This window comes from Tatumella saanichensis, from assembly GCF_000439375.1.
In the GTDB taxonomy this organism is placed as follows: Bacteria; Pseudomonadota; Gammaproteobacteria; order Enterobacterales; family Enterobacteriaceae; genus Tatumella; species Tatumella saanichensis.
On sequence record NZ_ATMI01000011.1, the window covers coordinates 52,055 to 73,184 of the forward strand.

At 51.7% G+C, this 21,130-nt stretch carries 19 protein-coding genes; 12 read left to right on the top strand and 7 right to left on the bottom strand.

The genetic code is table 11. The features are described from left to right. Positions 1-46 precede the first annotated feature (46 nt). Both DW47_RS0105410 and DW47_RS0105415 read left to right on the top strand, forming a co-directional pair. Positions 47-316, top strand: coding sequence for a YdgH/BhsA/McbA-like domain containing protein (locus DW47_RS0105410; protein WP_029685366.1), 270 nt, complete (start codon positions 47-49; stop codon positions 314-316). 139 nt (positions 317-455) lie between these two features. Further along, a complete protein-coding gene (locus DW47_RS0105415) occupies positions 456-752 on the top strand; it encodes a putative quinol monooxygenase (RefSeq protein WP_029685367.1) in 297 nt (98 codons plus the stop codon). A gap of 38 nt (positions 753-790) precedes the next feature. Here the strand turns inward: DW47_RS0105415 and DW47_RS0105420 are convergent, their stop codons facing one another. After that, a complete protein-coding gene (locus DW47_RS0105420) occupies positions 791-3,115 on the bottom strand; it encodes a Tex family protein (protein ID WP_029685368.1) in 2,325 nt (774 codons plus the stop codon). Between the two features lie 98 nt (positions 3,116-3,213). Beyond that, entirely contained in the window at positions 3,214-3,693 is a 480-nt protein-coding gene (gene greB / locus DW47_RS0105425; protein WP_029685369.1) for a transcription elongation factor GreB, read from the bottom strand. Positions 3,694-4,018: 325 nt separating this feature from the next. On the opposite strand from greB, the gene ompR reads away from it, so the two are divergent. Next, positions 4,019-4,738, top strand: coding sequence for an osmolarity response regulator transcription factor OmpR (gene ompR, locus DW47_RS0105430; RefSeq protein ID WP_025901501.1), 720 nt, complete (start codon positions 4,019-4,021; stop codon positions 4,736-4,738). After that, the gene (envZ, locus tag DW47_RS0105435; RefSeq protein WP_029685370.1) at positions 4,735-6,096 is read left to right on the top strand and encodes a two-component system sensor histidine kinase EnvZ; all 1,362 of its coding nucleotides are present in this window, start codon (positions 4,735-4,737) and stop codon (positions 6,094-6,096) included. The genes ompR and envZ overlap by 4 nt, the downstream gene beginning before the upstream one ends. A gap of 242 nt (positions 6,097-6,338) precedes the next feature. On the opposite strand, the gene pckA is transcribed toward envZ, so the two are convergent. From pckA to DW47_RS0105455, 4 genes are all read right to left on the bottom strand, one after another. Further along, positions 6,339-7,961 (bottom strand): phosphoenolpyruvate carboxykinase (ATP), encoded by a 1,623-nt coding sequence (gene pckA, locus DW47_RS0105440; protein WP_029685371.1) that lies wholly within the window; start codon positions 7,959-7,961, stop codon positions 6,339-6,341. Positions 7,962-8,205: 244 nt separating this feature from the next. After that, the gene (gene hslO, locus DW47_RS0105445; RefSeq protein ID WP_029685372.1) at positions 8,206-9,072 is read right to left on the bottom strand and encodes an Hsp33 family molecular chaperone HslO; all 867 of its coding nucleotides are present in this window, start codon (positions 9,070-9,072) and stop codon (positions 8,206-8,208) included. A 25-nt stretch (positions 9,073-9,097) separates the two neighbouring features. Beyond that, on the bottom strand, positions 9,098-9,502 hold the full coding sequence (gene hslR, locus DW47_RS0105450) for a ribosome-associated heat shock protein Hsp15 (RefSeq protein WP_029685373.1): 405 nt from the start codon (positions 9,500-9,502) through the stop codon (positions 9,098-9,100). A gap of 233 nt (positions 9,503-9,735) precedes the next feature. After that, positions 9,736-11,859, bottom strand: coding sequence for an IgaA/UmoB family intracellular growth attenuator (locus DW47_RS0105455; protein ID WP_029685374.1), 2,124 nt, complete (start codon positions 11,857-11,859; stop codon positions 9,736-9,738). Positions 11,860-12,221: 362 nt separating this feature from the next. On the opposite strand from DW47_RS0105455, the gene nudE reads away from it, so the two are divergent. Continuing rightward, the gene (nudE, locus tag DW47_RS0105460) at positions 12,222-12,779 is read left to right on the top strand and encodes an ADP compounds hydrolase NudE (RefSeq protein WP_029685375.1); all 558 of its coding nucleotides are present in this window, start codon (positions 12,222-12,224) and stop codon (positions 12,777-12,779) included. A 163-nt stretch (positions 12,780-12,942) separates the two neighbouring features. Here the strand turns inward: nudE and mrcA are convergent, their stop codons facing one another. After that, positions 12,943-15,495, bottom strand: coding sequence for a peptidoglycan glycosyltransferase/peptidoglycan DD-transpeptidase MrcA (gene mrcA, locus DW47_RS0105465; RefSeq protein WP_029685376.1), 2,553 nt, complete (start codon positions 15,493-15,495; stop codon positions 12,943-12,945). Between the two features lie 119 nt (positions 15,496-15,614). On the opposite strand from mrcA, the gene DW47_RS0105470 reads away from it, so the two are divergent. The 7 genes from DW47_RS0105470 to aroB all read left to right on the top strand — a co-directional run bounded on the left by DW47_RS0105470 (position 15,615) and on the right by aroB (position 21,067). Continuing rightward, complete coding sequence (locus DW47_RS0105470; protein ID WP_029685377.1) at positions 15,615-16,448, top strand: hypothetical protein; 834 nt, start codon at positions 15,615-15,617, stop codon at positions 16,446-16,448. After that, positions 16,445-17,026: a PilN domain-containing protein gene (locus DW47_RS0105475; protein WP_029685378.1), complete on the top strand. Its 582-nt coding sequence runs from the start codon at positions 16,445-16,447 to the stop codon at positions 17,024-17,026. The genes DW47_RS0105470 and DW47_RS0105475 overlap by 4 nt, the downstream gene beginning before the upstream one ends. Continuing rightward, the gene (locus DW47_RS0105480; RefSeq protein WP_029685379.1) at positions 17,019-17,504 is read left to right on the top strand and encodes a HofO family protein; all 486 of its coding nucleotides are present in this window, start codon (positions 17,019-17,021) and stop codon (positions 17,502-17,504) included. The genes DW47_RS0105475 and DW47_RS0105480 overlap by 8 nt, the downstream gene beginning before the upstream one ends. Continuing rightward, positions 17,497-17,883, top strand: a complete 387-nt coding sequence (locus DW47_RS16615) for a DNA utilization family protein (protein ID WP_051150835.1) — start codon at positions 17,497-17,499, stop codon at positions 17,881-17,883. The genes DW47_RS0105480 and DW47_RS16615 overlap by 8 nt, the downstream gene beginning before the upstream one ends. Beyond that, positions 17,834-19,051 (top strand): type IV pilus secretin PilQ, encoded by a 1,218-nt coding sequence (gene pilQ, locus DW47_RS0105490; protein WP_029685382.1) that lies wholly within the window; start codon positions 17,834-17,836, stop codon positions 19,049-19,051. Before DW47_RS16615 ends, pilQ begins: the two co-directional genes overlap by 50 nt. 362 nt (positions 19,052-19,413) lie before the next feature. Further along, positions 19,414-19,935 (top strand): shikimate kinase AroK, encoded by a 522-nt coding sequence (aroK, locus tag DW47_RS0105495; protein ID WP_029685383.1) that lies wholly within the window; start codon positions 19,414-19,416, stop codon positions 19,933-19,935. Between the two features lie 43 nt (positions 19,936-19,978). Further along, positions 19,979-21,067 (top strand): 3-dehydroquinate synthase, encoded by a 1,089-nt coding sequence (gene aroB / locus DW47_RS0105500; RefSeq protein WP_029685384.1) that lies wholly within the window; start codon positions 19,979-19,981, stop codon positions 21,065-21,067. Positions 21,068-21,130: the final 63 nt, after the last annotated feature.

Here is a 21,130-nt window from a genome sequence, read left to right on the forward strand (position 1 = left end):
GACGCGTTGAGCGGGTAATCTATCCTTTGCGCAGAGAATAATAATGATGAAACTGACAATCCTGATCGTCACCGCCCTGATCGCTGGTACCGTTTCTTTACCGGCATTGGCTGCAAAAGAAATCACTCAGGCTGATATCGACAGCCAGCATTTGGAAAAAATTGGCACTGTCTCAACGACGGCGGCCACCACTTCACCGATGGATGCGAAGGCGCATCTGTCAAAACTGGCTGATGAAAAAGGTGGTCGCTATTTTAAAGTGATCGCTGGACGTGAGCACGGGCGTATCAGCGCCACCGCGGAAGTCTATAAATAATCTGTTCGGCACCCGTTTTTCACCTTGGGTGCCATTCTGCCGCCGCGAGACTGTTTTTCTCCCTATTACCGTCGCATACTGCAATGACCCCTCCCGGAAATGCTGCCGGGATCCTTTCCTGTAACCAAGAAGGTCCGATATGAGTCAGGTCATTAACGTTATCGCCGTGATCACCGCACATGCCGGTGAAGAAAAGACGGTGGCGCAAGCATTACAAACCGCTGTCAGTGAGGTACAGGGCGAACCGGGATGTGAGTCCTATGTGCTGCATCAGAATATCAGTAACCCGTTGCAGTTTATTATGCTGGAGCGTTGGCAATCACAGCAGCATCTGGATAAGCATGAGAAAGCGGCGCCATTTCAGAAACTAGCAGGTAGTTTAGCGGATCGAGCGTCCCTAGAGATCACCCTGACGCAAGAAGTCACCGCAGCCTGATGGCTGATAGCTCCCAAGGTCGGGAGCTATCAGGTCAATCAGCGTTTTTTACCGAAGGCGGCGGCCAGTGCATCCTCCATCGCACTGTTGCCGGCTGGTTTTTGCCGAGACGCGGGCTGTTTCGCCGGGCGGGCGGTGCGTGCCGGTGAGGAGGACGCAGGACCGTTACGTGATGCAGAGCGGGCTTCAGACGGTTGTTCATCCAGTCGCATGCTCAGGGCAATACGTTTGCGTTGCTGGTCGATATCCATCACTTTCACTTTGACGATATCCCCAGCTTTCACCACTTGATGAGGGTCTTCGACAAATTTGTCAGACAGCGACGAAATGTGGACCAGACCATCTTGATGGACACCGATATCCACAAAAGCCCCGAAGTTAGTGACGTTGGTCACTGAGCCTTCTAATACCATCCCCGGCTGCAGGTCAGACATCGTCTCAACACCTTCCGCGAAGGTGGCGGTTTTAAATTCCGGACGTGGGTCACGGCCCGGCTTTTCCAGCTCTTTCAGGATGTCATTGACCGTAGGCAGACCAAAGCGTTCATCGGTAAATTGTGAGGCATTCAGCGCACGGACGGCACTGCTGTTCCCCATCAAATCGCTGAGGCTCTGTTCGGTAGCCTGTAAAATCCGCTCCACGACCGGATACGCTTCCGGGTGTACCGTTGAGGCATCCAGCGGGTTTTCACCTCGGCCGATACGCAGGAATCCGGCACACTGTTCAAAGGCTTTTGGCCCTAAGCGGCTGACTTTCAGCAGTTGCTGACGGTTGCGGAACTGACCGTTTTCATCACGCCAGTTAACGATATTCTGCGCCATCATTCGCGTCAGTCCGGCAACCCGGGTCAGTAGGGGCACGGATGCCGTGTTGAGATCGACGCCGACGGCGTTTACACAGTCCTCGACCACCGCATCCAGTTTTTTGGCGAGCTGACTCTGGCTGACATCATGTTGATACTGACCAACACCGATAGATTTCGGTTCGATTTTCACCAGTTCGGCCAGCGGATCCTGCAGACGACGGGCAATAGACACCGCACCACGCAGCGATACATCCAGGTCCGGGAACTCCAGTGCCGCCAGTTCGGAAGCCGAATAGACCGAGGCACCTGCTTCACTGACGATCACCTTCTGGGCGGTGACCTGCGGATAGAGTTTTTGCAATTCGGCATAAAAGCGTTCGGTTTCGCGGGAAGCGGTACCGTTACCGATCGCCACCAGTTCCACCTGATGACGAGCACAGAGGGCAGCCACACTGGCCGCTGCTTTGCTGGCTTGTCCAGTATGTGGGTAAACAGTATCGGTGGCCACCAGTTTGCCGGTGGCATCGACAACCGCCACTTTAACGCCGGTCCGTAGGCCGGGATCGAGGCCCATGGTGGCACGCATGCCCGCCGGGGCAGCCATTAGGAGATCGCTGAGGTTACGGGCAAACACATTAATGGCTTCATCTTCGGCGCGCTCGCGCAGTGTGCCCATCAGTTCGGTTTCCAGGTGCAGCAGCACCTTGATACGCCACGTCCAGCTGATCACGGTTTTGCGCCAGCGATCCGCCGGTGCTTGGTTGAAAATAACCTGTAGGTGATCGGCAACCAGGGTTTCACCGTAGCTCTCCCGTGGCGGCTCTTCAGACTGCGGGTCTGGGTTAAGGGACAGCTGTAATACCCCTTCATTACGGCCGCGGAACATGGCCAGCGCACGGTGAGAAGGTACAGAGGAAAGAGGTTCGTGATGGTCGAAATAATCGCGAAATTTAGCGCCAGACTCTTCTTTACCTTCCACCACTCGTGATACCAGATGGGCGTGTTTTGTCAGGTAGTTACGCACTTTTGCCAGCAGAACGGCATCTTCGGCGAATTTTTCCATCAGGATGTAGCGGGCACCGTCCAATGCTGCACGGCTATCGGTAATCCCTTTGTCTGCATCGACAAAGGCTTGCGCTTCGGTATCGGGATCATGCTGCGGCTGTTCCCACAGCAGGGTGGCTAACGGTTCCAAGCCTGCTTCGATAGCGATCTGCCCGCGGGTGCGCCGCTTTGGTTTGTAAGGCAGGTAGAGATCTTCAAGTTCGGTCTTACTGAGGGTGGAATTGAGAGCATCGGACAGTGCCGGAGTCATTTTTCCCTGCTCATCAATGGAGCGGAGGATAGTTTGACGGCGGTCATCGAGCTCGCGCAGATAGCTCAGTCGTGTCTCTAACTGACGTAACTGGGTATCATCCAGCCCACCGGTCACTTCCTTACGATAACGTGCAATAAACGGCACGGTGTTCCCTTCGTCCAGCATACGCACAGCAGAATCGACCTGCTCTGCACGGACCTGAAGTTCACCGGCAATAATGTGGCTTAGCGAATTTTTCATCTTTAGCATCAGGTTTCAGCGAGGTTAATTTCCAGCGGACAGTTATACGGACTGAGCGCTTAAAATGCCAGTCACCGGACGGGCTTTGGGCACTATTCCTACTCTGCGTCCGGATAAACAATTTCATTGATATACCAAGTGACTTCACCGGCCGGGGTGGTGACCTGTGCTGCATCCCCTTCCTGCTTTTTCAGTAACGCTCGGGCCATTGGCGAGTCGATAGAAATGGCATTCTTCTGACCGAAAATTTCATCGTAACCGACGATACGGAAGGTCTTGATATCCCCAGCATCATTTTCTACTTCCACCCGCGCCCCGAAGAACACTTTACCTTCCTGTTGTGGGGAATAATCGACAATCCGTAAATTTTCGAGACTCTTTCTTAGGTAGCGGACCCGGCGGTCGATTTCCCGCAGCCGCTTTTTGTTATACTGATAATCAGCATTTTCACTGCGATCGCCAAGGCTGGCAGCCCAGGTCACTTTTTTAGTGACTTCTGGACGCTCTTCACGCCATAGGGTGTCGAGTTCCTGTTTTAAGCGTTGATAGCCTTCACGTGTGATCAGTGGCGTTCTCATAAGTCATCCTATGCCCGTCAGATGATGTCAGTCTTTGTCAGTAAAAGTGCTCCGTTAGCCATAAAAAAGCCTTTTCCCGCGATCAACCGGCGGGGAATACCACAGCAGAACAACGGTGCCGCTGCCGCTAAGGACTAAGCGCAGAAGAAAAGGTTGAGTAAATTCAACCGATTTCCGCTGCCGGAGGACAAAAAACAGAGTTAACTTGCTGTTTAATATGCTTTGTAACAATTTCGGCTAGAATATAAACCATTATAAACTGTCACTGTAATATATCTTTTTTAACAATACCGTATCAGGCAATTGTGCCTTTGGGAGTGAAGAAATGCAGGAAAATTACAAAGTTCTGGTCGTCGATGACGACATGCGCCTGCGGGCATTGCTGGAAAGATATCTGACGGAACAGGGTTTTCAAGTGCGCAGTGTTGCCAACGCTGAACAGATGGACCGTTTACTGACACGTGAATCCTTTCATCTCATGGTGCTGGACCTGATGTTGCCAGGGGAAGATGGTTTGTCGATCTGCCGCCGTCTGCGTAGCCAGAGTAACCCAATGCCGATTATCATGGTCACCGCCAAGGGTGAAGAAGTGGATCGTATCGTCGGCCTGGAAATTGGCGCGGATGACTATATTCCTAAGCCGTTTAATCCGCGTGAATTACTGGCCCGTATCCGTGCAGTACTGCGTCGTCAGGCTAACGAACTGCCGGGTGCGCCTTCTCAGGAAGAAGCGGTGATTGCCTTTGGTAAATTCAAGCTGAACCTAGGTACCCGTGAGATGTTCCGTGAAGATGAGCCTATGCCATTAACCAGCGGTGAATTCGCGGTACTTAAAGCGTTGGTCAGCCACCCACGCGAGCCGCTGTCCCGTGACAAGCTGATGAATCTGGCCCGTGGTCGTGAATACAGCGCCATGGAACGCTCCATTGATGTCCAAATTTCCCGTTTACGTCGTATGGTGGAAGAAGATCCGGCCCATCCGCGTTATATCCAAACCGTCTGGGGTCTGGGCTATGTGTTTGTCCCGGACGGCAGTAAAGCATGAAGCGATTCCGCTTCTCGCCACGCAGCTCTTTTGCTCGCACCTTGATATTGATTGTCACTCTGCTGTTTGTCAGCTTGGTGACAACTTATCTGGTGGTGCTCAACTTTGCGATTTTACCGAGTCTGCAGCAGTTTAATAAAGTTCTGGCATATGAAGTCAGAATGCTGATGACCGATAAATTACAGCTGGAAGACGGAACGCAGTTAGAAGTTCCCCCGGCCTTTCGCCGCGAGATTTACCGTGAATTGGGGATCTCTTTATATACCAATGCGGCTGCAGAAGAGGGGGGATTACGTTGGGCACAGCACTATGAATTCCTCAGTGACCAGATGGCTCAGCAACTGGGGGGACCAACGGATGTCCGGGTAGAGGTCAATAAAAATTCGCCGGTGGTCTGGCTGAAAACCTGGTTGTCGCCGGATATCTGGGTACGGGTGCCACTGACCGAAATTCACCAAGGCGATTTCTCGCCGCTGTTCCGCTATACCTTAGCGATTATGTTGCTGGCGATCTGTGGGGCTTGGTTATTTATCCGAATGCAAAATCGGCCGCTGGTGGAACTGGAAAATGCGGCACTACAGGTCGGGCAGGGCATTATTCCTCCGCCGCTGCGTGAGTATGGAGCATCTGAAGTCCGTTCGGTAACCCGCGCCTTTAATCAGATGGCCGCTGGCATCAAACAGTTGGCCGACGATCGTACCTTGCTGATGGCCGGTGTCAGTCATGACCTGCGTACACCGCTGACCCGTATTCGTCTGGCAACAGAAATGATGGGTGAGGAAGAACGTTATCTCTCGGAATCGATCAATAAAGATATCGAAGAGTGTAACGCTATTATCGAACAGTTTATTGATTATCTGCGTACCGGCCAGGAGATGCAGACAGAACGTGTCGATTTGAATACCGTGCTGGGTGAAGTGGTGGCCGCAGAAAGTGGCTATGAGCGTGAAATTGACAATGCGGTGATGGACAGCGAATTATTGCTGGATATCAACCCATTATCCATCAAACGTGCGGTTGCCAATATGGTGGTCAATGCAGCCCGTTATGGTAATGGCTGGATCAAGGTCAGCAGTGGCCGTGAGCTGAACCGTGCTTGGTTCCAGGTGGAAGATAATGGGCCGGGGATTGAGCCGGAGCAGATTGAACATCTGTTACAGCCATTTGTTCGCGGCGACAGTGCTCGCAGCACCAGCGGAACCGGCCTTGGCTTGGCGATTGTGCAGCGAATTATTGATGCACACCGTGGTGAGCTGGAGATTGGTCGCAGTGAGCAGGGGGGATTACGTATCCGTGCCTGGTTACCCATTCCGACCAGTGAACCCCCAGCACCGATAGTGAATGCCACTAACCACTGATGTTATTGGATAGCCGTGTAGTGGTCATCTGTTCTGCAAGGCTTCTTGTTGAACTTACTTGGCGAGGAATATCGACAACAATAGCTCTGCGGCTACCTTGGGACAGAAGGTTCAGCGGTTATACCATCCTGTACTCGGGAGGTATAACCGCTGTCCTACCAATACAGCATCCGGTCAGGGTTGCCTGCGGATAATATCAGCCAAATAATGGCTGAAAACAGCTAACCGCGTATCTCTAGGGGTTAACCGAGGTCCGGGCCCGCCGACACCAGTGCTTTACCGGTATCCGTGTCAGTATACTGCTCGAAGTTACTGATAAACTTCTGGGCCAAGATTTCGGCATTTTTCCGCCATTCCGCTGCAGTTGCCCAGCTATTGCGTGGGTCAAGCAGTTCAGTATCTATACCCGCTAAGGCCAGTGGGATCTGTAGGTTAAACACTGGCAATGTGTGGGTTGCAGCCTGCTGCAGTTCCCCACTGAGGATCGCATTGATGATAGTGCGGGTATTCTTCAGCGAAATCCGCTCGCCTTTCCCGTTCCAACCGGTATTGACCAGATAGGCTTCCGCACCGGCCGCCTGCATACGTTTTACCAGTACTTCAGCATAACGGGTCGGATGCAATGTCAGGAACGCTGCGCCAAAACAGGCAGAGAATGTCGGCGATGGCTGTACGATACCACGCTCTGTGCCAGCCAGTTTCGCGGTAAATCCAGACAGGAAGTGATACTGGGTCTGTTCTGGTGTCAGGCGAGAGACTGGCGGTAAAATACCGAAAGCATCAGCGGTCAGGAAGATCACTTTCTGTGCGTGACCAGCTTTTGATACTGGCGTGACAATATTATCGATATGGTAAATCGGGTAGGAGACACGGGTATTTTCGGTCTTCGAACCGTCGCTGAAATCAATACTGCCATCTTCTCGCACCACCACGTTTTCCAGTAATGCATCACGGCGGATGGCTTGATAGATTTCCGGCTCAGCCTGCGGCGAAAGATTAATAGTTTTGGCGTAGCAGCCGCCTTCAAAGTTAAATACACCATCATCATCCCAGCCATGTTCATCATCGCCGATTAACTGACGGGCCGGGTCGGTGGATAATGTGGTTTTGCCGGTACCGGATAGGCCGAAGAACACCGCAACATCCCCTTTCTCTCCGACATTTGCAGAACAGTGCATCGAGGCAATATTTTTCAGCGGGAGCAGGTAGTTCATCACCGCAAACAGGCCTTTTTTCATCTCACCGCCGTACCAGGTTCCGCCGATCAGTTGGATACGTTCGCTGAGGTTAAAGGCGACAAAATTTTCAGAGTGTAAGCCCTGCGACTGCCAATCGGCGTTCGTACAGCGCGCGCCATTCAGCACCACAAAATCCGGCTCAAACTCTGCCAGCTCTTCAGTGGTCGGGCGAATAAACATGTTTTTGACAAAATGCGCCTGCCAGGCAACTTCGGTCACAAAACGCACGTTTAACCGGCTGTCTGGGTTCGCCCCACAAAACGCATCAATCACAAATAACCGTTTCCCTGAGAGCTGCCGTGTCACGCAGCTTTTCAGGGCCTGCCAGGTCTCCTGTGACATCGGCTGGTTATCATTTTTACCTTTACTGCTGTCACTCCACCAGACACTGTCCTGTGTGGTGGCATCACGAACGATATATTTATCCTTCGGTGAGCGACCGGTAAAAATGCCAGTATCTACGGCTACGGCCCCGTTCTGTGTCAGGGTTCCGCGTTCATACCCTTCTAACTCAGGACGGATTTCTTCCTGAAACAGGGTATCGTAATCTGAGTTATACAGAATTTCGGTGGTGTCATGAATGCCTAAGGTCGAGAGGTCGGGCTGCTTCCCGTGTCTGGAAGACATGTTATTGCTCCTGTCGGTGCTGCGCGTGCAAGTGAGTATTATTATCATGAAGGGCGGAGCAGGGTAAGGATTTCCGCCGAGAACGATCACTAGTGTACCCAGCAGGATGATAATTCTGAAAGAAATCAGCAATAAAATTGTGAGACGGATTGTATTTTATCCGGTGATTATTGCATCGTTGATGAATAACGACGTAAAGGAAGGGTGACTGACGCGCAGTATTGGACAGGCGTCAGCCGATCAATTAGTGAACGGATTCGTTACCGTCCACGGCATTATTACGGATTTTTTCTACATCGACAGCATCGTAAATGTAGTGTGTACCGCAGTAATCGCAGTGCATATCGATTTTACCGTCTTCCTCTAGAATTTGGTTGATTTCATCGGCGGCGACCGTTTTCAGCACATCACCACAACGCTCACGGGAACAGGTACATTTAAAAATAATATCAGCCGGCTCGAAGACGGAGACCTCTTCCTGGTGATACAGACGCCATAACACATCGGTGGCCGACAGGCTCATTAGTTCGTCAGGCTTGATCGTGTCAGCCAAGGTCGCTAGGTGTTCGAACTCTTCGCCATTGGTGTCTTCTGCAGGCAGAACCTGCAGCAGGATCCCACCGGCACCCTGTTCATTCTGACGAATAATAATACGGGTCGGTAACTGCTCGGAACGGGCAAAGTAATCTTCCAAGCAAGCAGCCACCGTATCACCTTCCAGACCGACGACACCCTGATAGCGCTCGCCTTTGGCTGGCGTGATGGTGATGATCAGAAAGCCGTTACCGACCATCTCTTTAAGGGTGCTGCCGGGCGCTATTTCACCACGGGTACGCGCCACACCACGCAGTTGCTGGTGGTTGTTGCCGTTAATCACTGCCATAGACAGGGGGCCGTCTCCCTGTAGCTGTACGGTGATGTCCCCTTCAAATTTCAGTGTCGCCGTCATCAGACTGGTGGCAACCAGCATTTCGCCCAACAGTGCCTGTACCGGTTGTGGATAATCATGGCCGCGGGTTATTTCCTGCAGGGTCTGTGAAACATTGACCAGTTCTCCACGAACCGCGACATTTTTGAACAAAAAACGATGAAGTTGATCTTGTACAGGCATAAGCTTCTCTCAGTAAAACAGGTGACTAGGCATCCCCTGTGAATTTAAATTTTATCAGGTCTCGGCGCTCTTTCTTATCGGGCCGCCGGTCCGGGTGTGGCATGGTCAGGGCATGCTGTTTACGCGCCAGCGCTACGGATTCGCGCTTCTGTATACTTTCTGCGGTTTCGCGATAAAGCTGTTGAGCATCGGCGGCGCTACCTCGGCGATCAGTGATGCCAGTAATAATCACAGTGCGTAGATCATTACCCTGACGTAAAATCAGTTCGGCATCGAGCTCCACATGTTTCCCAGGTTTACTGCGCTGACCGTTGTAATGGACCTTGCCACCTTCGATCATCTCTCTGGCCAATGCCCGCGTTTTATAAAAGCGGGCTGCCCACAGCCATTTATCCAGTCTGACATCTTGATGAGCGGAGGGCTCTTTCATAGTGACTCCTGTATCACGCAATAATCCTGAACGGGCAGGATGCGAGCTCTGTACCGGAATATCCATAAATTGGGTGCAAATGAAAAAATTCAAGGCAGGAGGGGGGACAACAGCATATTCCGGAAAGCCCGAACCGGCTGCACTGATTATAAAGTATTTCCGCAGGAAAGTATCGGCACCACGACGGCAAATATCCGTCAGCCGCACATCATGGTAAGCGAGCGGTAGGCAGATCAAAACAGGGAGCGTGGTTCCTGGTGGGGATTCAGTGATGGATTAAAACAAGTATCGTAATAGTGCAGGATCGCTACGTGACGTAAATGATCCTTACGAATAGCCCTTAAGGTCAGCAGTACATTGACCACCAAGCAAATCAGTAACGCTACAAAGAACAATGATGTCGCCAGATAGCGCCATAGCGAAGTCCCGCCGGGTTCTTCATGCAAGGATACATGGCTAGTCCCGTTAGCATCGACAGAAAGCGCAGTGATCACCCCTGAAGCGGTAAATGGGGTGTGAAGCAACATGGCGGAAATTCGTCTTAGCTCATTCCACTGTTCCGGTGCACTGAGATCAAACAGTGATACATCAGGCTGGGGCTGTCTGACTAACTGACGTCCTTGATCACTGATCAGCAAATATCCTCCCGGTGGCGGACTGTTTAAGGTTTCAATCGCCTTACGGGTTTCGCTAGTAAAAAAGACGCTGGCCGCATTGTTGACCAGGCTCTCAAGGGTGACAGCACTGACCGGGCGCAGCAGGACATTGACCCCGTTTAAGCGTCCCGAGCGGGCGCGGCTTACCAGGGATGACCAGTCTTTGGCATTACCGAGATTTACCAGTGCATTCTTAAGTCGAGAGCAACTTGCAGCATCACCACACAACTGTTGTGTTTGCAGAACAATCCCTGAGAAATCATCCAGTAAAATCATCCCAGATTTCTGGATAGCCTGTGCCAGTTGCGGGTTGATTTTCATGTCATTGTCGGCACCAGGATGAAGCTGATGTTGTACCGTATCCAGTAACTCAGTGGTTTCGTCAATAACATCTGACTGTGGCAGCGGCAGCGGTGCCGCATTATTCCAATAGACTGCCGAACAATCGAATGGCATATAACCGTAGAGGCGATTGCCTTGATAGCTTCCCGGCACCGAACACATGCCCTGGCCCTTCACATTCAGTAAATCCCCGACTTGCAGTTTCATTGCTGAGAGTTGTTTCAGTGAGGTGACTTCGATGCGCTGAGTGCCTTGTAACCAAGCGAGACTCAGTTTGAACGGCATACCGAGCGGCACCCAGCTTATCATCATCACCAGTACCAGCAGGCAACCGGCCGCCAATACGGCATTTTTCTTCCAGTGCTGTACTGGAAATTCGCGGCTTTCATCATGCAGAGAGAGAAAGCGTCCTTGGCGGATGACTTGACGATCAGTATCAATATCGATATCGGTGATCTTGCCGAGGTCATGGTGAATATAAGGTTTCCAATATTCAGGATATTGCAGGTCGATAATGCCGAGCGAAATATTACTTTGTTCCTGATTTGATTCTCCGAATAGACCCCAACGTTTGGGTTGTCCGCGCATACAGTGAATTTCTCTAAGATCAGAGGCCCGTACCGGTCGCAACATGGCCCAAAGCGCAATGGCGATCACCATCAGTGCCGGGATCACTAGCCACAGCATTAACGCGACAGGAACCAGTTGACTGAGAAATAGGATCAATAGGGCCAGGCAGATGATCAGGGCCTCGGTGGTTCCGTCGGGTTTCGATAGCTGATGCTCTTCCGGGGTCTCTTTACGGATTTGCAATAGCTCAATGTAGCTGCTCTGTTCTTTACGGATGGATGCCGGGGAACTGACGGGCAGACGAGCCGTATTGTCACGGGTTTCCTGATAATAATCGGCTAGCTGGTGGCCATTCAGGGAAATGACCAGCAGGATATTGCCCGCAGGGATCAGCTCAATGGTATTTTCTGCCGTAATAAACTGTTCCCATAGCGGCGGCAGATGGATTTCTAAGGTATCAAGATAATAGCGCCACTGTTGCGGAGAGTCTGTCGACAGCCCGTATCGGGTAATGGGATATGTAACAGAGTAAACTTTATAGCTGCGGGCGGTGAATACAGGCTCTTTGGTTGAATGACGACTAAAACGTGATAAGAATGATTTCCCGGCGGGAGACTCGGTTGCTAAATAGGCAGTGACCGCGTGTTTTTCATCCGGAGAAAGACGACGTCTGGCAGCAGGGATCAGCAAAGGCAGTTTTTCAGGCAGGGTACGATACCTTCTGAAAAACACAATGGCGATAACCGCCAAAATTATAACCAATGCCAGTAGAGTGATCATCATTCCCATATAATGTTCAGTCAGCGGGGAGACTTACCGTCGCTTATCGCTCAGGAAAACAGAGCAGCATATAAAGAAGTGTAGTACTCGCCGTATCCCGCCACTGACGGTTGACCGCGATTATGCGACTACCTGAGGCTGTGGCGCATTATTTAAAATAATGCCAGTAATTATTGTACGACTCTTCGGGCATTAAGGGCTATCAGCCAAATCTGATTATTCATATTTTTTAATTATTAATGCGCGACCAGTAACCGTTGTAAGCTGAAAGCAGAGCCCAGAATATCGTCAGATTTGTGGTCTGCTGAGGGCTGTGTTTCAATACCGGCTATCTGTCTTGTGGTTATACATCGCACCGTTCGAGGTTATCAATGGGTTCCCTGAAAAAACCAGTTATTACTCATATAAAAGAGGTTGCCCGTTCCCGGCTATTCACCATCCAGCAGGTTGATTTGGAGTTCAGTAACGGTGAAAAACGGGTGTATGAACGCATGAAACCGGCATCACGGGAAGCGGTGATGATCCTCGCTCTGCAAGGGGACTCAGTCTTACTGATCGAAGAGTACGCGGTCGGTATTGACAGCTATGAGCTAGGCTTCCCGAAAGGGTTGATTGATCCGGGCGAAACGCCCCTTGAAGCCGCACAACGTGAGCTGAAAGAAGAAGCCGGTTTTGGTGCCTGTTATACTGAGCAACTGGCTAGCCTGACGATGGCACCTTCCTATTTCTCCAGCCGGATGAATATTATCGTGGCCGAAGACTTGTACCCAGAAAAGTTGGAAGGGGATGAACCTGAGCCACTGGTGCTACACCGCTGGCCGATCAATAACCTGACGGCGTTACTGGAACAGCCACAGTTCACTGAAGCCCGTAATATCAGTGCACTGTTCCTGCTGCGTGAGTGGTTGATCAAGCAGGGACGTCTTTAGTATAACGAGACACTCTACCGCGAATGTAAGGTGATAGTGGGGCGCATTATGCTCTTATGGTGATGCTCGTCAGTATTCCGGTAAATTCTTCCCCCAGAAAAAATCCGCTATCTCCAGTGATAGAGATAACGGATCCTGATAGACAGTTACGGCGATTCACTCTTCAGAACAGATCGTGACTCTGACCGTTATTGATGATTTCAGGGCTGCTATCCTGCACTGAATATTCCTTCGGCTCGGTGCCGGTAATAAAGTATTCCTGACGGGAGTTAGCACCACCTTTGGATAATTTACCGGTACTGCGGTCAATGGTGACCGTAGTGATCCCTTCAGGTGGCACTAATGGCTGTAACGCTACTCCGTCGAGAGCCACTTGCATATAATCATCCCAAGCCGGTTGCGCCGTTTTCGCACCGCCTTCAAAACCAGCGGCCTGACCAGGTATTGCCCCAGAAAGGGTGGTGCGGCCCAGAGTGCGGCGGGCATCATCAAAGCCTATCCACACCGAGGTGGCAATATCTGGGCCAAAACCTGAGAACCATGCATCTTTCGAACTGTTAGTGGTGCCGGTTTTACCGCCGATATCATTCCGTTTTAAATCGCGGCCAGCACGCCAGCCGGTTCCTTGCCAGCCCGGTTCGCCGAAGATATTCGAGTTAAGGGCACTTTTAATCAGGAACGAAAGCTGAGTGCTGATAACATGTGGCGCATATTGCTGGTCTACTGAGGGTAGAGCCGGCGCAGGTTCCAAATCGGTTGCCGGTGCCGTGCCACTGGCAGGTGCAGTTGGCACTGAAGGTGCCACACTCTCAACGCTTTCTTCATTTAGCATGGCTGATTTCGGTGTCTCACCATACACAACCGGAATATTACATTGCGGGCAGGATACCTGCGGTTGCTCCTCAAATATCGTCTGGCCGGTCTGGTCGACGATTTTCTGAATAAACCACGGACTCACTAGGAAACCGCCGTTGGTCAGCGTGGCATAGCCCCTAACAACCTGTAACGGCGTAAAGGAGGCTGCACCCAGCGCCAAGGATTCCGTATGTACAATATTTTGTTCAGGGAAGCCTAGGCGCAGCAGATATTTCACCGCGTAATCTACGCCCATGGCGCGCATCGCACGGACCATTACCACGTTTTTCGACAGCCCCAGCCCCTGACGTAGCCGGATCGGGCCATCATAGGTATTCGGCGAGTTATGCGGTCGCCAGTCAGTTCCAGCACCAGCATCCCAGCGTGAAATCGGCACATCGTTCAACATGGTGGCTAAAGTGAGGCCTTTGTCCAAGGCTGCGGTATACAGGAGCGGTTTAATATTCGAGCCGACCTGACGCAGTGCCTGAGTGGCGCGGTTAAACATACTTTGAGTGAAGTCAAAGCCACCGACGAGCGCGATAATAGCCCCAGTATGTGAGTTCAGAGATACCAAGGCGGAATTGACATCGGGAACTTGGGCCAGTAACCACTGATTATCCTGCTGTCGGATGCGGATCAGTTGGCCGGGTTGCAAAACTTGGTCCACCGAGCGCGGGGTTGCGCCTTGTTGGGTATCCGACCTGAATGGCCGTGCCCAGCGTACCGCAGCAAGGTTCAGCGTCAGGGTCTGATTACCTTTCATTACCACTGTAGCAGACTGTGTGTCCGCAGCGGTCACAATCGCCGGTTGCAGTGGACCATACACTGGCAGGTTATTTAAGGTTTTATTGATATGCTCAGGATCCCAAGGGGTCTGCCCAGATTTCCAGAGCAACTGTTCTGGGCCACGATAGCCGTGGCGCATATCATAATCGATCACATTTTTACGTACCGCATCCTGCGCCGCGGTCTGGAGCCTTTCAGTAATGGTGGTATAGACCTGATAGCCGTCGGTGTAGGCATTCTCACCGTAGCGTTTCACCATTTCTTGACGCACCATCTCGGTAATGTAGGGTGCGGTAAAGGCGACTTCCGGACCGTGATAGTGGGCGTTGATCGGCTGACGGCGGGCATCATTATATTGTTGCTGAGTGATGTAGTGCTGCTCAAGCATGCGCGACAGCACCACGTTACGACGTGCCAAGGCACGGTCTGGAGAATACAGCGGGTTAAAGGTCGAAGGTGCTTTCGGTAATCCGGCAATCATTGCCATCTCACTGAGTGTTAACTGGTCGACACTTTTCCCGAAATAAACCTGTGCGGCGGCGCCTACTCCATAGGCTCGGTAACCGAGGTAAATTTTGTTCAGATAGAGTTCAAGGATCTCATCCTTACTCATTAGCTGTTCAATACGAATAGCGAGGAAGGCTTCTTTTATCTTCCTCATTAGGGTCTTTTCTGGGCTCAGGAAGAAATTTCGTGCCAGCTGCTGAGTAATAGTACTGGCTCCCTGAGAGGCATGGCCGGACACGAGTGCAATACTGGCGGCCCGGAAAATCCCCACCGGGTCGATACCATGGTGCTGATAAAAACGGCTGTCCTCGGTAGCAACAAAGGCGTTCACCATTTGCGGAGGGATCTGATTCAGGGTCAGAGGAATACGGCGTTTTTCACCGAACTGAGCAATTAACTTTCCATCTGCGCTATACACCTGCATCGGTGTCTGTAACCGCACGTCTTTGAGCGAGTTCACATCCGGAAGCTGTGGCTCAATATACCGGTATAAGCCATAAACCGAGCCAACTCCCAGCAATGCGCAACACACTGCAAAAATAAATAAATACTTTAAGAACTTCACCTTAGATTTCCCGCCATCGATCAACTGCGTAGTTTATAAACAATCGGCGCGTAGTATAAAGGCAAGCAAGATACTTGGATACGTCATTTTATGACCACGGGACAACGGAGGTCTCATCGGTGAACTTTCAATACTGGAATATTGGGCTGGATATTCAACCTGGGAAAATTACTGCCCTTGGGCTGCAGCCACGAGGCCGGGGCTGGCTATTACGTCATTGGTGGCAGCACCCCTATCATTGTCCGCAGGCCGATCCCTTGGATATTTCTACGCGCCAGCAGACCTTACTGCCTCTGCTCCTGCACTGGAAGACTCTATTACCGGTAAGAGCCTCGTTACGGGTCGGGTTACCACCACATCTGGTGTTGCAATGTGAGGTACCGGTACCGACTCACGTGCTGCGCGAACCTGCTTGTGGTCACTATCTTCGAGCCGCTGCCCAACAGCTGGTTCCGGAAGGGATGGGGCCGCTATCTGTCGATTATCAGCGGCCTGAACGCCATGGCCGGTCTGCAGCAGTGACGATTGCCAGCCGCGAAGCACTGGCCCCTTGGCGACAGCTTTTTCGCAAAGCAGGACTAAAGCCTGCGGTGTTTGAACTGATGCCTGCCAGCCTAGCGGTGGCACTGGCGACAGCCAGGCCGCCTTGCAGCGGCATCGTAGTCTATTGCAGTGACGAATTCTGGGTCTGGGCAGTGAATGTCAAGGGAACCCTGAGTCATGGCTGGCAATATCGACAGTATTATCCAGATGCTGAGGCGGTCTGCCGTAGCCAATCACCCCAGTCAGGGGTACGCTATTTTTGCAGCGATGCTGGGCTCCCGCCACCACCAGGCTTCCGCCTCTTTCAGCCTTTATCAGCGATTACTCACCGTTATCCGCCACAGCCGATCAATGAGAGCAGTTTTGCGCTAGCGGCCGGACTGGCGTTACGCAGGGAGGATGACTTATGAATCAAGCGAATCTATTACCTTGGCGTGAGGGACAACTCCGCCGGCGGGGTTATCTTTGGCTGTTGCGCCTGGGAGGAATGTTGCTGACGGTTTTGCTGACTATAGCAATTGCCCGTCGTCTATTAGCCCTATCCGGCCAGCAGTTCAGTCTGCATTTGGCACAACAACAGCAAGGGATTGCCGCCGTGGAGCAATTGTTACAACAGCAGCAACAACTCAGCAGCCTGTCAGCGGCGAACGCTATGCAGCAGCAGGCCAGCGAGCAGGTGGCAATTCGCGCCAAGCAATGGGGTCTTTTTTGGGAAAGCCTGCCGCAATGGCTACCTCCATCAGTGTGGCTAACTTCAGTGGCACGTCAGGGGACAACCCTGACGTTCACGGGAGAAAGTGAGTCAGTGGGTCCACTTCAGGCTACTGTCAGCACACTCCGCCAACAGGTATTTTTTACCCGTGTCGTCATCAGCGAACTGACACGCGGTGATACAGGCGCGTACCGTTTTATTTTGACCACGCAGCTTGGCAGACTATTGAGCCCTCAGCGGGAGGTGGAGGAGGTGGAGGAGGTGGAGGATGCCTGATTATCTGCTGACACTGTTATACAGGCCGCTTTATCAGCAATGGTCTCTGTTTCTGGCATTGACGCTCTGCGTTGTGATCACGGGAGTGATTGTGATGCTGGGTTCACCATGGTTTGACCTGAAAAATACTCAGCAACGGTTTCAGCAGCAGGCTGACAAGTTGGCGCAGTTACGCAAAAAAGTGGCCTCCTTCCCTCCGCTACAGAGAGGTCTGGTGATATCACCAGTAGATGAGAGCCAGTTAAAGAAAAAGTCTTCCCTAGGGGTGTTAGGATCCATCAGAGATAGTGTGAAAGTGGTCCGTTGGCAGATGAAGACCGCTCCCGGAGAGTTGGAATTACAGCTGCAGTGGGATGATCTGGTCGTCGTATTTGAGCATCTGGCCGAGCTGGCACAACCCTGTATCCCTGAAGAATTTACATTAAGCCGGGGGCAAGACAGCTTAGCCCTACGGCTGAGACTATGTGGCAATGGCTAAGAGAAGAGCAGCAGCGCTGCTTTGTATGGTGTTGCTGCCTGCTGAAGGGCGGGACCCATTTCAACCACCTCCTGCTGTGGTGCAGTGCCAGCCTGCCGCCATTAGCCTGAAGGGGTGGCAACTGCGAGGAACGGTGATCAGTCCGGCTAAGCGGCGTGCTCGTCTGAGTGGACCGAACGGCAGCTATTACTCCCTTGGGCCGGGTGAGACGCTGCCGAACACGTTATGGCAGGTAACGGGAATCAGCCGCAGGCTGGTGATCCTTAGTCATCGGGCGGGGTGTTTACCCGTCAGAGAGTCATTATCTCTGCAGGTAAAGGAGACAGATAATGGGCAGGATAAGGATAAGTCTTCTGCTGTGGTTGTTGTTCCAGACTGACAGCTACGCGGCTGAGCAACCGACACTGACCATGGACGTTGAAATGATGCCGGTGACACAGGTCTTTGCCCAACTGGCGGAGTTTCAACAAATGAATCTAATTATTGCCCCCGGAGTGACCGGCAGTTTATCGCTACGATTCCAGAACATTGATTGGCAGCAGGCGGTGGCATTAGTGTCTGAAATGGCCGGTGTGAAAAGTCGTATTTCCGGAAATGTGCTACGGATATCTCCGTCAGAGTCAGTGGGGGCAGCCATGGGCATGGCGCAAGAACCGCTGCAGTCACAGCGGTTTATCCTGCGTAATACACTGTATTCTGAAATCCAGCCGTTGTTGGCGAAGGCCGACATCCTCTCTCCCCGCGGCACACTTGCGGGTAGCACTCGCGCTAATATCTTGATGGTTCGAGATACTCCGCAGGCACTTGATGCCCTACGGGACTGGTTGAATGTTACCGATATCCCAATCCCGCAGGTAGAAATTACCGCCCATATTATCTCTATCAGTGAGGAGAGCTTGCGAGAATTAGGTGCGGAATGGGGCTTCGGGGCGGAGCCGGCCGCTCGTGGAATAACCGCCAATAGCTTGGGGATCCCACTGGGTGTCGACCCAGCGTATTTTACCGCTGGCTTGACACTTAGCCGTATCAATGGCCGTATATTAAGTTTGGAGCTGAGTGCCCTAGAGCAGGAAAATCAGGTGGATATTATTGCCAGTCCACGACTTATCGCCTCACAGGGCTCGGTAGCTTCGATAAAACAGGGGACCGAAATTCCTTATATAGTGATGCAGGGTGACAGCGATACTGCGACAGTAGAGTTTAAAGATGCGGTATTGGGGATGGAGATCACACCTGAGGTACTCGGTACTGAGGAAATACGACTGATGATCCGCCTTAGCCAGAATATGCCGGGCAAAGTTTTGCAGCAAGGTAGCAATATGCCGCTGAGCATTGATAAGCAAGAGATCGCCACCCGGGTCACACTCAAAGCGGGTCAGACCTTAGCGCTAGGGGGCATTTTTCAGCAAAACCAAAACAGTCAGCAAAATAAAGTTCCAGTACTTGGCGATATTCCGCTCTTGGGTAGTTTGTTTCGCCGCGACAGTCGTCAACAGAGTAAACGTGAGCTTGTGATATTTATCACCCCGCGATTGATAGTTCCCTGATCCTTGTGGCGAAAAGATTGCCCTGTTAGGTTCATCGTTGACGCGGAGCAGCATTTAGCTTAAAAGAATGGGCGATTCTATAAGCAGCTACAGGGAACCGAAATGAGGCCGCCCGCAGGTTCGGTATTACCGACCAAAGGTCTGAATAGCTGCTGAAATAATAAGCAGTGCGGGCTCCCTTCTTTTAGGCAGAGTGAGAAAGCCTGGCCGGAAACCATTTAATTGGTTGCCAAACCGCCCAGAGTGTTGAGATAATTTTCTGTCTGACTCTTGTTAACGCTTATGAGGTCTCAGTTTCTGTCCCGCCTGTCAGCCAAGCTGAAGCGGGGTATCATCAACGAATTCTTAGTAATACCGATAAAATGGCAGAGAAACGAAATATCTTTCTGGTTGGGCCTATGGGTGCCGGCAAAAGCACTATTGGTCGTCAGTTAGCTCAGCAACTCAATATGGAATTTTACGATTCCGATCAGGAAATTGAGCGACGTACCGGAGCTGATGTGGGCTGGGTATTTGATGTAGAAGGCGAAGATGGTTTTCGTGATCGTGAAGAAAAAATCATCAACGAGCTCACAGAAAAACAGGGAATTGTCCTGGCGACCGGCGGTGGTTCAGTCAAATCACGGGAAACCCGTAATCGTCTTTCGGCCCGTGGCGTTGTTGTCTATCTTGAAACTACCATCGAAAAACAGCTGGCTCGTACCCAGCGTGATAAGCGTCGTCCGTTACTGCAGGTAGATTCGCCTCCGCGGGAAGTCCTGGAAGAACTGGCCGACGAGCGTAATCCTTTATATGAAGAAATTGCTGATGTGACCATCAGAACTGATGAGCAAAGTGCTAAAGTGGTCGCCAATCAAATCATCCATATGCTGGAAAGTAATTAATTAACTGGCTTAACGCAGACTCAGTTGCAGGGTATTGACCATTATGGAGCAGATCACGGTCTCACTTGAAGAACGTAGTTATCCGATAACCATTGCTGCAGGCTTGTTTGAGGACCCTGCTGCCTTCTGGCCTCTCCGTTCCGGAGATTCTGCAATGGTGGTGACCAATACGACACTGGCACCGCTGTACCTTGAGTCTGTGAGCCGCCAGCTCACCACAGCTGGGGTAAATGTCGATCAGGTGATTTTACCTGATGGAGAACAGTACAAAACCCTGTCAGTGCTGGAACAGATTTTCAGCGCTTTGCTGGAAAAGCCCCATGGACGTGATACGACCTTAATCGCGCTCGGGGGAGGCGTTATCGGTGATATGACTGGTTTCGCTGCTGCCTGTTATCAGCGTGGGGTCCGTTTTATCCAAATACCGACCACTTTACTTTCCCAGGTCGACTCTTCAGTCGGCGGTAAAACAGCGGTGAACCATCCGCTGGGGAAAAATATGATCGGTGCTTTCTATCAGCCGGCATCGGTGATTATCGATACTTCCTGCTTGAAAACCCTCCCTGCACGTGAGTTATCGTCCGGACTGGCGGAAGTGATTAAATACGGTATCATTCTGGATAGCGTATTTTTCCAATGGCTGGAAGAAAATATTGAGAAGCTACTTGCGCTTGATGAGCAAGCACTTGGCTGGTGTATTCGCCGCTGCTGCGAACTGAAGGCGGAAGTAGTAGCCGCTGATGAGCGGGAATCTGGGGTACGTGCCTTATTGAATTTGGGCCATACTTTTGGACATGCCATTGAAGCACATATGGGATACGGAAACTGGTTACACGGCGAAGCGGTTGCAGCAGGTATGGTGATGGCCGCGCGTACTGCGGAAGGCTGTAATGGCTTTACGGCCGCTGAGACAGAGCGCATTATTGCGTTACTGGCACGTGCGGGTCTGCCGGTCATCGGTCCGAATGAGATGACTGCTGCCCAATATCTGCCGCATATGATGCGTGACAAAAAAGTGTTGGCAGGAGAAATGCGACTGGTTCTGCCTTTGAGCCTTGGCAAGGCCGAAGTACGCGGCGGTGTGTCACATGATAGCGTCATTGCCGCAATTGAAGCGTGTCAGCCTCGCTGATACAAAACATCGAATCCGTGATCATACGTGGGTCGAAAGATATTAACGGTTTAGCATGAGGTG

What these genes read in the sequence shown, in the direction of transcription:
- DW47_RS0105410 (WP_029685366.1), top strand. Translation starts at nt 47, where the DNA reads ATGAAACTGACAATCCTGATCGTCACCGCCCTGATCGCTGGTACCGTT.
- DW47_RS0105415 (WP_029685367.1), top strand. Translation starts at nt 456, where the DNA reads ATGAGTCAGGTCATTAACGTTATCGCCGTGATCACCGCACATGCCGGT.
- DW47_RS0105420 (WP_029685368.1), bottom strand. Translation starts at nt 3,115, where the DNA reads ATGAAAAATTCGCTAAGCCACATTATTGCCGGTGAACTTCAGGTCCGT.
- greB (WP_029685369.1), bottom strand. Translation starts at nt 3,693, where the DNA reads ATGAGAACGCCACTGATCACACGTGAAGGCTATCAACGCTTAAAACAG.
- ompR (WP_025901501.1), top strand. Translation starts at nt 4,019, where the DNA reads ATGCAGGAAAATTACAAAGTTCTGGTCGTCGATGACGACATGCGCCTG.
- envZ (WP_029685370.1), top strand. Translation starts at nt 4,735, where the DNA reads ATGAAGCGATTCCGCTTCTCGCCACGCAGCTCTTTTGCTCGCACCTTG.
- pckA (WP_029685371.1), bottom strand. Translation starts at nt 7,961, where the DNA reads ATGTCTTCCAGACACGGGAAGCAGCCCGACCTCTCGACCTTAGGCATT.
- hslO (WP_029685372.1), bottom strand. Translation starts at nt 9,072, where the DNA reads ATGCCTGTACAAGATCAACTTCATCGTTTTTTGTTCAAAAATGTCGCG.
- hslR (WP_029685373.1), bottom strand. Translation starts at nt 9,502, where the DNA reads ATGAAAGAGCCCTCCGCTCATCAAGATGTCAGACTGGATAAATGGCTG.
- DW47_RS0105455 (WP_029685374.1), bottom strand. Translation starts at nt 11,859, where the DNA reads ATGGGAATGATGATCACTCTACTGGCATTGGTTATAATTTTGGCGGTT.
- nudE (WP_029685375.1), top strand. Translation starts at nt 12,222, where the DNA reads ATGGGTTCCCTGAAAAAACCAGTTATTACTCATATAAAAGAGGTTGCC.
- DW47_RS0105475 (WP_029685378.1), top strand. Translation starts at nt 16,445, where the DNA reads ATGAATCAAGCGAATCTATTACCTTGGCGTGAGGGACAACTCCGCCGG.
- DW47_RS0105480 (WP_029685379.1), top strand. Translation starts at nt 17,019, where the DNA reads ATGCCTGATTATCTGCTGACACTGTTATACAGGCCGCTTTATCAGCAA.
- DW47_RS16615 (WP_051150835.1), top strand. Translation starts at nt 17,497, where the DNA reads ATGGCTAAGAGAAGAGCAGCAGCGCTGCTTTGTATGGTGTTGCTGCCT.
- pilQ (WP_029685382.1), top strand. Translation starts at nt 17,834, where the DNA reads ATGGGCAGGATAAGGATAAGTCTTCTGCTGTGGTTGTTGTTCCAGACT.
- aroK (WP_029685383.1), top strand. Translation starts at nt 19,414, where the DNA reads ATGGCAGAGAAACGAAATATCTTTCTGGTTGGGCCTATGGGTGCCGGC.
- aroB (WP_029685384.1), top strand. Translation starts at nt 19,979, where the DNA reads ATGGAGCAGATCACGGTCTCACTTGAAGAACGTAGTTATCCGATAACC.